This is a genomic window from Streptomyces sp. NPDC047072, assembly GCF_040643855.1.
Taxonomy (GTDB): domain Bacteria; phylum Actinomycetota; class Actinomycetes; order Streptomycetales; family Streptomycetaceae; genus Streptomyces.
In genome coordinates this window covers 24,153-36,556 of the sequence record NZ_JBEYVC010000033.1, presented here as the reverse complement: position 1 = coordinate 36,556, position 12,404 = coordinate 24,153, and the positions used below count along the sequence as shown (strand labels likewise).

Annotated in this window: 7 protein-coding genes and 2 pseudogenes; 7 read left to right on the top strand and 2 right to left on the bottom strand. The window is 66.2% G+C overall.

What is annotated here, in order from left to right; genetic code table 11:
* The first annotated feature begins 196 nt into the window (after nt 1-196).
* The 5 genes and pseudogenes from ABZ896_RS17080 (at nt 197) to ABZ896_RS17060 (ending at nt 5,969) form a co-directional block, all read left to right on the top strand.
* On the top strand, nt 197-910 hold the full coding sequence (locus ABZ896_RS17080; RefSeq protein ID WP_360928724.1) for a hypothetical protein: 714 nt from the start codon (nt 197-199) through the stop codon (nt 908-910).
* 143 nt (nt 911-1,053) lie between these two features.
* Nucleotides 1,054-1,260, top strand: a pseudogene (locus ABZ896_RS17075) (hypothetical protein); the annotation flags it as partial.
* Nucleotides 1,261-1,457: 197 nt separating this feature from the next.
* Nucleotides 1,458-2,163 (top strand): annotated as a pseudogene (locus ABZ896_RS17070) (helix-turn-helix domain-containing protein); the annotation flags it as partial.
* 199 nt (nt 2,164-2,362) lie between these two features.
* Nucleotides 2,363-3,961, top strand: a complete 1,599-nt coding sequence (locus tag ABZ896_RS17065; RefSeq protein WP_360928722.1) for a hypothetical protein — start codon at nt 2,363-2,365, stop codon at nt 3,959-3,961.
* 1 nt (nt 3,962) lies between these two features.
* Nucleotides 3,963-5,969 (top strand): hypothetical protein, encoded by a 2,007-nt coding sequence (locus tag ABZ896_RS17060; protein ID WP_360928719.1) that lies wholly within the window; start codon nt 3,963-3,965, stop codon nt 5,967-5,969.
* A gap of 1,805 nt (nt 5,970-7,774) precedes the next feature.
* On the opposite strand, the gene ABZ896_RS17055 is transcribed toward ABZ896_RS17060, so the two are convergent.
* Complete coding sequence (locus ABZ896_RS17055) at nt 7,775-7,819, bottom strand: hypothetical protein (RefSeq protein WP_360928843.1); 45 nt, start codon at nt 7,817-7,819, stop codon at nt 7,775-7,777.
* A gap of 714 nt (nt 7,820-8,533) precedes the next feature.
* Nucleotides 8,534-9,409, bottom strand: a complete 876-nt coding sequence (locus tag ABZ896_RS17050; protein ID WP_360928717.1) for a hypothetical protein — start codon at nt 9,407-9,409, stop codon at nt 8,534-8,536.
* Nucleotides 9,410-9,741: 332 nt separating this feature from the next.
* On the opposite strand from ABZ896_RS17050, the gene ABZ896_RS17045 reads away from it, so the two are divergent.
* Both ABZ896_RS17045 and ABZ896_RS17040 read left to right on the top strand, forming a co-directional pair.
* On the top strand, nt 9,742-11,340 hold the full coding sequence (locus ABZ896_RS17045) for an AAA family ATPase (protein ID WP_360928714.1): 1,599 nt from the start codon (nt 9,742-9,744) through the stop codon (nt 11,338-11,340).
* Nucleotides 11,327-12,364, top strand: a complete 1,038-nt coding sequence (locus ABZ896_RS17040; protein ID WP_360928711.1) for a UvrD-helicase domain-containing protein — start codon at nt 11,327-11,329, stop codon at nt 12,362-12,364. Before ABZ896_RS17045 ends, ABZ896_RS17040 begins: the two co-directional genes overlap by 14 nt.
* The last annotated feature ends 40 nt before the right edge of the window (nt 12,365-12,404 follow it).

Below are 12,404 nucleotides of genomic sequence, written 5' to 3'. Positions count from 1 at the left end.
GGCATCTGGAGGCGACATCGTTTCCTGATGACACTTTCAGGGGCGAAGACCATGAAGGGGAGCAGGGATCGCTTCGAAGTCCGGGGTCCCTCGCGTGAGTTCAGACGGTGCTTCGCTTGGTGACGTATCGAAGGGGACAGTCAGACCGCCCACTGGCCGATTCGCGACGCGACACAACCAGGATCACCATTGAAATATGGCCTGGCATCGTCAGCTCTACGCCGCGACGGCCACAGCGGTACTCGTCGTGGTGGTAGCGGCTTGCTCGGACCGTTTGAGCACACAGGACGGCTCGGCGACTGGGAAGCCCCTGGCGGACGTCTCCAGCAGCTCCTCGTCGGACGACGGCAGTGGCTCTACGGCCGGCGTGCCGCTCGGTGCCAAGGTGCTCGGTACGGTCCGGCTCGGTGAGGCTTTCGTCTTCACCCTTCAGACCGCGGAGACGTCCGGTGAACCTCAGCGGTGGAAGCTCGTCGTTCGCAACGTGGACTGCGGCAAGCCCCTCGACCCGGCCGTGATGGCGTACGCCGCGGATTCGGTCGGGGCACCTACGGCTACGCCGGTCCCGGATACCGGCAAGCAGTTCTGCGTATTGACCATGGACGGGACCAACGTCGGTAAGAGCATGGCGAATTGGGACGCCAGCAACACCGTCAGCTTGAACGTAGGGGACGTCCGATACACAGAGTCGCAGCAGGACGCCGACTACGCCCTCGACTACGCCCAGTACTGGAACCAGCAGGGGCAGACCGCGCCGGCTTTCGGGCTCAACCCAGGCAGCCAGGGACCGGTCCATGGTGTCTTCGAGATCCCGGCCGGCGACAAGCCGACCAACGTCTGGGTGACGGCGGGCACGGCCATCGAGACGATCTACGGTGTGCAGCCGGGGTACCTGGTGCTGCTCCAATGATCCCCGGCGGGCCGTGGGCGTCCGGTCCCGGGCCAGCAGCGCCTCCAGCGCCAGGACCAGCGGTTCGTTGGTCCGCTGACTGGATTCCTCCCGTGTGATGAGCATTTTTCCGGGAAGAAGCAGGTACAGCCCTTACCCCTGCTATCGAGACGACCCATGGCCTTTTTTGCACTCTCCCGTTCGCGACCTCTGACCTTGCGGTCGGCCACCGATCTGGCGATGGAGAACGAGGCCTCGAAACCGAGTGCGCCCATCTCCTGCAGGCCGTCACGTCCCACGCCACGGTTGACCAGGCGATCGGAGCGGTCGTCGTCCTGGGGCAGATAGCGCCCGAGGAGGCCTGGAGGGTCCTGCGCGACGTGTCCCAGCGCACCAACACCAAGCTGCGGGTCCTCGCCGAGCACATCTTGGCGTTCGCTCAAGGTGCCGACCTGCCGGAAACCGAGCTGGCCGAGCTACAGCTCGTGCTGTGACCGTGTTGGTTCGCCGGGTCGATGGTCGTGGCGGTTGGGTGTGGGGTGACTCCGAGCCGATCGCTGGAGGCGCGGTGGCCGAGCCTGTGCGTGTGCGCAGACTGACCGACCAGGAGGGGCAGCGGCTGCAGCAGATCGTGCGCCGGGGCGGCACCCACTCCGTGCGCTCCCGGCGGGCGATGATGCTGCTGGCCTCGACCGGGGGAGCCGGGTGCCGGTGATCGCCCAGTTGGTGCAGGCCGACGAGGACACCGTCCGGGACGTGATCCACCGGTTCAACGAGATCGGCCTCGCCTGCTTGGACCCGCAGTGGGTGGGAGGCCGTCCCCGCCAACTCAAGCCTGACGACGAGGATTTCGTCATCGCGACGGCCACCACCCGTCCGGTCAAGCTCGGCCAGCCTTCCACCCGCTGGTCGATCCGCGCCGCCCGCCCGGACGGCGCCCCGATCTACGTGACCCTGGACAACCTTTCCGCCCACGAGGGCGCCGACATCCGCCGCTGGGCGCGGAAGAACAAGGTCGAGTTGTGTTTCACGCCGACCTACGCCTCGTGGGCGAACCCGATCGAGGCCCACTTCGGGCCGCTGCGGCAGTTCACCATCGCCAACTCGAACTACCCGAACCACACCATGCAGACCCGGGCCCTGCATGCCTACCTGCGGTGGCGCAACGCCAACGCCGGCCACCCGGGCGTCCTGGCCGCCGAACGCAAGGAACGCGCCCCCATCCGCAGCGAGAAAGGCACCCACTGGGCGGACGCCCCCTCACCACCGCGGCCTGGCTAACCCGGCGAACCAACTCGGTCACAGCACTCGAGAATCGGCACCCTCCCTGGTCACAGAGGCATTCTTCGTCTGCGCCACGCTCACATCATCAAGGTCGCCGACGGATCCGGCGGATGTGTCCGGGAATGACCTTGTCAGGACAATTATGCTGATTCTAGGCTCTAAGCTACGTCGGCATTCGGGGGGTGCGAAATGTCCGGACAACCGCTGGAACCGGGTGGTATCGAGGAAGGTCCAGGCGGGGCGGGGCCACCGACGGCCGAGGCACCGGCTGAGCGGTATGGCACCGCGGTCCGGCAACTGTTCGACAGCGACCACGTCGTGCGAGAGGCGCTGAGCGATAAGCTGGTCGACATCACCGCCCAGTCTCTGGAGCTGCGGGCGGAGGCGGCGACCGCTTTCTCCGGCTTCTACCCGGGCCGGATCCCGGAAGCTGATCGCGGTATGACGACCTACTTCGCGCCGGGTGACGACCTGGTCGAACTGCAGACCGAGCAGACCAACGAAGCGCTCGACCAGCAGCGGGCGGCGGGCGGCGGGCGGTTGCGTCTCCACCTGACGCCCGCCCTGCTGGAAATTATCGATACCTCCGACGCGAACGACCAGCGGGTCGGCCGGATCCCGCTGACTGTGCTCCTCGAGCGGCTGCGTGACTCGGTGCCGTTGCCGCCGGCCGATCCGGTATCGGTATGTCACGCGGAGGCCCGGGCCGACGACCTGCTGAAGGCGATCACGAAGCCTCCAGCACAGCACGGCGAAGGCACCGATCAAGCTGTCGGGACACCCATACCCCCGGAGTTGCCGAAGTGTGAGCCGAACCAGCCCAAGGTGCTCACGAAGATCGAAGAGCTTCTCGCGGTGATGCGGAATCCCGAGACCGCCCCGGCCTTCGAGGTGCCCGCCCGCGCCGACCTGGGCACCGTCCGCGAAGGCCTGGCCACCTTCGAACTACGTTCCGGCCCGGCCGATGTCACGTCATATCACGACTTCACCAGCCTGCGCATCGCGTTCCAGGGTGTGTGGACGGAGGTTTTCGACGGGAAGCTCGAGTCGGTCGGCCGGCAACTGTACGAGGAGGCGGTCAAGCTCAAGACCTTCACTGGCCTCAACCCGGAGGCGCAGGGCATCGACACCCTCGACGACCTCAAGCGCCTGATGGAGGAGGTGCGCGACCTCGCTCAGATCACGGTCGACGCCACCCCCGGCGAGGTCCGGCCGGCCGCCTCCGGTGGCGGCTCGGTCAGCCAGAGCACGACCGCGGTCGACGTGGCGAAGAACGTGCTGCTCGGCGGCCCGACCGGCGATCCGCTGGCCGACGCCATCCTCAACCCCGGCGGCGCGCTGATCGAGGCGATCGGTAATCTGTTCGCTGGCAAACCACAACTGACCTGGGATTCGTTCCCCGGCCCCCTGCCGGTTGGGAACGACATAATCTTGGTGCGGTTCGAACCCGAGACCGTCCCGGCCGGCACCGTCGAGATCGTGATCGAGAACGGCCCGCAGGCCTGGTGGTGGAAGGGCATCGAGTTCCGGGAGTTCGACACCGCCGGGAACGTGATCTCGAACTTCCGTATCTCCAACGACCCCCGCGATACCGGCGTGTGGCAGCAGAGCAGTTACAACCGGCTGCCGCTCTATACCCCGCAACTGCAGAACGGCGTGCTGGAGTTTCAGAAGGCCGCGACCGGCCTCGGGTTCGGCGTCCACACCGGGTACTACCTACTCGCGGGCCTGCCGGATCGGATGCCCGACCGCATGCGGGTGATCTTCCGCTGGGAGAAGGACTCCTGATATGGCGATCGCCGACGGAAACGGCAACGGAACCGGCGCATCCCGTCTCGAGAACCTGCTGCGCGAGCTCGACCGGATTCTCAAACAGCCCTACGCATTCGACGTCTTCAAGGCCGACTCGGTCAACTTCGGCGTCCTGACCACCTACAGGCAGACCTGGGAGTCGCAGAGCTATCAGGTCGGCGACCTGGTCACCACCATGCCCCTGGCTCCGAAGGAGGTCCAGCGCTACACCACCCGCCGTGTCGACAAACGGAGCCGGGCGAAGAAGGAGGTCGACGACAACCTCCGCACCCAGCGGACCGAGACCGCCGACACTGGCCGCGCCGAATCCGAGATCGTCGAGAAGGCTTCCAAGAAGACGAACTTCCAGCTGACCGCCAACGAGAGCTTCGGCAGCGACGAGACGATGAAGGTCACGGCCGGCCAGCTCGTCGCCGGGTCGCAGGAGAAGGAGTCGCAGAACACCAAGCGGACCTTCAACGAGAACGTACGCAAGAGCGCCCAGGAGTACCGCCAGCAGCACCGCACCGAGATCGACACGACGAGCAGCACGGAGTTCGAGGAGACCACGTTCCGCGAGATCCAGAACCCGAACGACGAACTCGCGGTCACCTATCTGTTCTACGAGCTGCAGCGCACCTATCGGCTCTCGGAACGGCTGCAGGGCCTTGCCCCGGTCGCGCTGGTCGCGAATGAGGTGCCGGCCCCGGATGCGATCGACGACTCGTGGCTGGTGGCGCACGACTGGATCCTGCGCCGGGCCATCCTCGACGACTCGTTCCGGCCCGCTCTCGACTACCTAACGAAGAGTTTCGTCGGAGCCGAGGTGAACATCGCGATCCTCGAGTCCAACGCTGAGGCCCAGAAGAAGGTTGTCGAGGCGCTCGGTGAGCAGGTGCGGGCCCAGAAGGGCATCCTCAGCGCGTACGAGAGGGATGTGCTCTCCGCCGTACAGAATCTGGGTTCTTCCGAAGAGCAACAGGGTCTGATCGACATCGTGAAGGGGATCTTCGACCCGTTCGGCATCGCCGGCACCTCCGACACCGGCGCGGTCGACGCGGCGCAGCTGATGGTCGACTACGCGAAGGAGACGCGCGACCGGGCCGAGCGCGAGCGAGCCCGGCTGCTCGACCAGTTCACGCTCGCCGTGAGTGCATTGCAGCTGGCCATCGACAAACTCTCGGTCGCGGTGCGCGAGCACTACGACAACGTGGCCGCCATCGACCGGCTGCGGGTGCACGTGAAGGACAACATCCTGTACTACATGCAGGCGGTGTGGAGTCACGAACCACCTGATCAGCGCTACTTCCGCCTCTACAATATCGACGTCCCGATGGTCGAGCTCACCTCCGACAGCGTCATGGTCGAGGTGATGAGGGACGGCGGAAATCTCACCGACGATCTGCTGGACCGCGAGGTCGGAGCCGTCGAGCTGCCCCTGCCGGAGACCACCATCGTGAAGCGCAAGCTGGCCGATCTCGCCGATCTCGACCAGGTGCTCGGCTTCAAGGGGAATTACACGATCTTCGCGCTGAAGGAGAACAACTACCTGACGCTGCGCATGATGCAGGAGTACCTCGAGGTCGGCGACGATCTGGTGCTGCGCGACCCCGACGAGTTCGGTGAGCTCACGGTCGAAGAACTCACCGAACTGGCCGCCTGCCTGCACCACCGGGAACCGGAACGGTTCAAAGAACGTTCCGCGCGGATCCGGGCCGCGCTGGTGGAGAAGCTGGCCTCCCCCCGCGCCGGCTCCGACCTCGTGATCGTACCGACGTCGTCCCTGTACATCGAAGCCCTCGTGGGCACGCACCCGCTGCTGGAGGACTTCAAGCTGATCCACCGCGCTCTCGACGTGAAGAAGGTCCAGGCCGACGTGCGGCACCAGGAGCTGGAGAACCTCCGCCTGGCGCGCCGGCTCTTCGCCGGCAAGGACGACGACCCCGACATCGACAAGAAGATTGTCATCTCCCCAGGCATGCCCCTGGCCGTCGATACGGAGTGACCCGGGTGAACGCCACGCCACAGCAGCGGGCTGCGGCCGCGCGGCTCGGCACCGCCTATCTGATCGCGACGGCCCTAGGCGGCCGCGTCGATCAGGAGGCGATCCCGTCGGCCCCGCAGAACGGTTCGCTGCGGCCCGCAATGCTCGCGGCCCTCGGCAAGGTCTACGGGTCAGACGACGAGCGGTCGCGGCAGCCGGGCCCGTATCGCAACCGGTATGCGCTCTACAAGGCTGACTACGACGCGGTCATGCCGCTGGTGGAGACCACGATGCGGCGCTGGACCAGCGCCGCGCTCACCGCGGAGCTCGTGCAGTTCACCATCCTCACCTCCCGGCTCAAGGAGCCCACGGTCGGTTCGGACCTGCACTTCCGGGCCGAGAGGGTGGGCGTCGCTGCCGGGGGATACAACCCGAGAGCCGACGAGATCGACGCCGTCTACGGCAACGCCAGGCTGCGCCAGTCGACGAACCCAGTCTGGGATCCGGCGCGCCAGCGCCCTGTCGTCGTGTTCGCCCCGCTGCGGCAGGAGGAACGCCTGCAGCGCCTGGTCCGGGCACGCGTGGCCCGGGCGGTGGCGCAGGAGAAGGACGCGACCCTCTCCACCCTCTTCGCCCACCCACGCGGGGTCGACATCCTGGCCGAGTACCGGTCCGGGGCCGCAGCCGGGCTCAGAACCGCTAGCTGGTACGTGAACGCCGCCGATCGCGCCCTATTCCAGCTCTTCGGCCGCCTGACCACACCGGGGAACACCGACGTCTGGAGCTGCCCACTCCTCGTTGCGGGCGGCGTGGCCGGCGCCGGTCTGGGTGACGTCGCCGGTTTCCCGCAGTACGCGGTGTCGATCGGCCAGGTCCTCGGGGGCAGCAACTCCCTCGAGACCTGGCTCGGGGCGGCTGGAATCGCGCTGCTCGCCCTGGCGATCGTATTCACCGGCCCGGGGGCAGCGCTGATTCTCTCCGGTCTTGACCTGGCGCTCGCGGGGGCCAGCCTCAGCGTAGCCTTCCTGCGTGATCTCGAGCAGGACCTGACAGCGCAGGCCACCTCGTTCCGCCCCGAAGAAGAGCGGCTGGCGGAGCCGAGCACCTACAGCGGCACGCTCTTCGCCGGAGCCGCGGCGCTCCTGAGCGGCGTGGGCTTCTTCGCTGCGGCCAAGGAGTTCCGGGCGGTGGCCCAGGCCCGGCCGGCCTCGGTCTCCCAGGCGCTGACGCACCCGGAAGCCGCGATCCCCGGCTTGGTGCGCGCTGGGAAGGCCCGAGAGGCCACGATACTGGAGCGGCCGGCCGGGGTTCCTGATCTCGCCGCGCGAGGCAACGCCTTCGACCCGGCCACGTACCGCGCCGTCCAGCGCAGCCCTGAGGGGATGCCGACCCAGAGCGCACGGTCGACCGGTCAGGCCGCGCGTTCGGCCGAGCCGGCTACCGTCACCGCGCGCCCGGCGCCCGAACCCCAGCCACAGACCCCGTCTCTCACCACCGAGCCCCAGCCGCCGGGCCAGCGGGACGTTGCGCCGGCCTCCGCCGAGACCCCACCGGCTCCCGAGACGGCCGGCGGCACGCGCAGGTCCGAGTCCGGCCGCTCGACCGGCTCGGGCACCGACGAGCCGGTGTCCCGGTCCGGCGATCCGCGGGCGACCGGTGAGCCTGGAACAGGCTCGCTCACGGCCCGCGAGCAACTCCAGGCTGACCGCGAGGAGCTCCGTGCCACCCTGCAGGCGGAGATTGATTCCGTGGAGGCCGAGCTGCGGGCCGAGCGCCGGCTGAAGGTCGACACCCAGCGCCAGGTCATGGATCTCCGCCGCCAGCTGTTAGCCACTCGCAGAACCGGCCGCGCCGGCGAGATCGCCGCTCAGGAGAAGACGCTCGCCGATGCGGAGGAGAAGCTATCGTCGTTTTCCCTCGAGGGCTACGGGGTCGACTGGGACCGGTTGCGCAGCATGCTCGGGAAGAGCACCGAGCAACACTTCCTGGCGATCACCGGAACCGCCGCCCGGCACCCGAACTCCATGCTGGTGCGCAGCGGCCCCGCCAGTCCGTTGTTCCGTCCGTCCATGACCGGGACCTATTCGCTCGAACACATCTGGCCCCGCAGCCAGATGTTCCTCGAACCGGAGTTCCTGAAGCTCACCCCCCGGCAGCAGGTGGCGCTGATGGCCTACCGACCCAATCTGATCAAGATTCCAGCTGCGGCCAACTCGGCCCGGGGGAACCAGGCCTACCGCAACGTCAGCAACGAGTTCACGAGGAACTACCTAGCCGGGCCAGCCGCGCAGGCCGAGTTAGCACGAGCGGAGGAACTGCTCAAGGCAGAGATGATCAACCTGATGAAGAACCCGCGCCTCATCCCGCTATGAGCAGCCGGGAAAGGTTGTCCAGGGTCACGTAGATCGGGGCGAAAGAGAAGCGGGGAAGAACCGCCACAACCTCCCCAGGCACGAGCGGCCCTTCCCCGGCCACGCCGCCCGGCTACCCCCAAAACTGCCACGCACGCCCAGTCCGCCAGCCCCGCACCATGGCCTCTACAGCATCCATGAGCTGGCGGGCGAGGGGTAACAAAGGGGATCGAGCTACGGCTTGCCGCCGGTCCGGATCTCCTCGGCGAGCCGATGTAGTAGCGAGGCCGCCATGCCGTTGAGCGCGATGGCGTCAGATCGCACCCACGAGGCGCTACCGATCGCGCCGTCGTTGTGCTGAGGGCCGCTGGCCTGGCTGAAAACAGCCTGGATCAGGTCGGCGTACCCGTCCGCCTGGTCCGCCAGCCGGTCGAGGAGGGCGCCGTACCGGTCGTCCTGGTCCTGATCGTCGCGCTTCTTGCTGCCGTTCTGCGGCCAGATGTTCAGCTTGCGCATGTCGGTCACGGCCAACCGGGTCTCGCGGATGGCGTCCGGGTACTCGCCGGCCGTGATCTGCCGGTCGGCGTTCCGCAGGTGCTTCGCGGCGGTGGCGAGCGGGCCTTCGTTCATCGGCAAGGGCACGGTGACGGTGAAGGACACGGCCAGCCCCAGCTGCTCGATCTGGTTCTCCCAGACGCTGGCCGGGACCCGCCGCACCTCCTGGACGTGGGCGAACGGGTGCCCCATGCTCTGCGGCAAGGCGCCTTCGACGTCGAGCTGGACGGCCATGTCCTGACCGTTGCGGTATCTCTCCAGCTCCAGGACCTGCTCGGAGGTGACCGGGACGATCAACTCCACGGACTCCACGTTCACCTTCGTACGCAGAGGCACTGAGACCGGCAAGATCGACCCGATCCAGCGGAGGCTATCCGCAGCCCTCAACTCACCTGAGAACGTCACCTGGTTGACGGCTTCGGCGACTTCGAGCCGTTCAACCTCGACCCGCACGGCCAGGCGGTGCGCGCCGAGGCCCGGCATGAGGGACAGGGGCGGCATACCTCCCGGCTCCGGCGACCTCAGCCGCAGCAGCGTGCCGTCCTCAAACTTCATGTCCGAAGCCATCGTGCCTCCTTGTTCAGAAGGCGATTGTCGGCCAACTGGCGTCCGGGCGCACTGCATTTCGGGCGTTGGCGAGGCCGGTTTCGCTGAACCCGGGGACCCTTCGATCCTGGCGCATGATCAGGCAGGGCTGCGATGGAACAAAAGTTCGACGATAGGTGCTTTGCTCACTTTGGGCTGGCGCCTCCGATGTGCCTGCTACGCTCCTGAGCCCCGGTCACATCAGTAGGCATATATGGCGACTACTGTCACTGACGCTCACTTTGGGCTCGCAGAAAACGCCGGGTGATCGTAAAATGAGACATATGTAATCCGGGGGGATTGTGCTCACCAAGATCGTCATCAAGAACTACCGGACGTTCCAGGACTTCACTCTTGAGTTCGATCCGAAGATGAACATCTTGGTCGGAGACAACGACCGGGGGAAGTCGACCCTTCTGGAAGCGATCGGCCTGGCGTTGACCGGCCGGATCCGAGGCCGACTCCTGGCGCAGGAGCTGTCGCCGTACCTGTTCAATAAGGACGTGGTCGACGGGTACATCGACGCCTTGCGTGCTGGCGCTCAGGCTCGCCCACCCGAGTTGATCATCGACCTGTTCTTCGACCCGAAGACGGCACCCCCGACCTTGAAGGGGACGAACAACCTGCTCAAGAGCGACGAGCCCGGCGTCCGCATCCGAGCGTCGCTCAACCCGGACTACGAGGCGGAATACCGGGAGTTCGTCGCGGACCCGTTGCAGGTCCGCCTGGTGCCGACCGAGTACTACAAGGTCGACTGGCTCGACTTCGCGGGCAACGGCATCACCTTCCACCGGATGCCCGCCACAGCCTCCCTGATCGACGCCACCAACATCCATCTCCAGAGCGGCGTCGACTACTACCTCAATGGCATCATCAGCTCGCACCTGAAGGCCGGCGAGCGCGTCGAGCTGGCCCGCGCCTACCGAAGCCTGCGCGAGAACTTCGCCGACGACGACGCCATCATCAAGATCAACCAGAAGTTGCGCGGGGCCCAAGGTGAGGTCAGCGACCGGGAGTTGACCCTGAGCATCGACGTTTCCCAGAAGACCAACTGGGAGAGCAACATCGTGCCTCATCTCGACGACCTGCCGTTCCAGTTCGTGGGCAAGGGCGAGCAAAGCACGCTCAAGATCCTCCTGGCCCTGAACAAGCAGGTGGAAGACGCTCACGTCGTCCTGGTCGAGGAGCCCGAGAACCACCTGTCGTTCCCGAACCTGGGCAAGCTGATCCGCAAGATCAGCACCAAGTGCGAGGACAAGCAGGTCTTCATCACCACCCACAGCTCGTACGTCCTGAACAAGCTCGGCCTGGAGAACCTTGTCCTCTTGTCCGCCGAGCAGGGTTTCCGCCTGTCGAGCCTGCCGGCCGATACCCAGGACTACTTCCGCAAGCTGTCGGGCTACGACACACTGCGCGTCGTGTTGGCCCGCCGCTCGATCCTGGTCGAGGGGCCGTCCGACGAGCTCGTCATCCAGCGCGCCTACCGCGATGCCCACGGATGCCTGCCAGTAGAAGACGGCGTCGACGTGATCAACATCCGCGGGCTGTCTTTCAAGCGATTCCTGGACATCGCGTCCTTGCTGGAGCACAACCAGGTCGCCGTCATCACCGACAACGACGGCAATGACGCAGCCGAGGTGAAGGCGCGGTACGACGCCTTCGGCGGGTTCGACAACATCTCGGTGCACGTCGGCGAGGACAAGAACTTCCCGACGCTGGAGCCGCAGCTGCTCAAGGCGAACGGGCGCGAGGTGCTCAACACCGTCTTCGGAACGACCTTCGCCACAGACGACGAGTTGCTTGCGTACATGAAGGGGCGCAAGACCACCGTCGCTCTGGCCATCTTCGAGTCCGCCGAGTCCGTCACGATGCCGGGGTACATCGCCGATGCCGTCGCCTAACAACCTCGCCGTGCTGGCCGCGGCCGGCTCCCGCAAGACACAGCACATCGTGGACTGCGTCCTCAGCGACCCGAGCCAGCAGGTGTTGGTCACCACCTACACGACCGAGAACATGAACCAGCTGGTCGACCGCCTCAGTGCTGGTACTGGGCTGCTGCCCAAGCACGTCACGGTCATGACCTGGTTCACGTTCCTGCTCAACCAGTGCGCTCGCCCGTACCAGAGTGCCGTCCTCAACGACGTGGGGGTGATGCGCGGACTGAACTTCATCGGCGCACGCAGCAGGTTCATCCCCAAGACGAACGTCCAGAAGTACTACCTCGACTCCCACGGCGACATGTTCCGTGACGGCGTAGCCGCGTTCGCCTACGAGTGTGATCAGCGGACCGGAGGCAGAGTCGTAGACCGGCTGACCGAGATCTACGACCACATCTACATCGACGAGGTCCAGGACCTCGCCGGCTACGACCTGGACCTCCTCGACCTCCTGCTGAAGTCGTCCACCGCGGTCACCGTGGTCGGGGACCCGCGACAGGCCACCTTCGCCACGAACAACGCGACCAAGAACAAGCAGTACAAGGGCAGAGGCATCGCCGACTGGCTGGACGAACGCAAGGACATCTGCCAGATCGAGCATCGGCTTGAGAGCTACCGCTGCAACCAGCACATCTGCGACTTCGCCGACGGACTGTTCCCGGAGCTACCTGGAACGATCTCGAAGAACATGGAGATCACCGGCCATGACGGCGTCTCCGCCATCACGCCGGCCGATGTGCCGGCGTATGTCGAGAAGTACGACCCGGTCATCCTGCGCTGGGATCGGCGGACCAAGACGCAGGGGCTCGACGCCATGAACTTCGGCCAGTCCAAGGGCTGCACCTTCGACCGGGTGTTGATCTTTCCGACACAGCCGATCACGCAGTACTACCGGAACCGTGAGTCCGAGCTGGCGGACGGTGGCCGCTTCAAGCTGTACGTCGCGGTGACGCGGGCGAAGTACAGCGTGACATTCGTGATCCCTTAAGCGGCAAGGGTTGAAAGACGTGCGGCTGAGGTGCCAACGG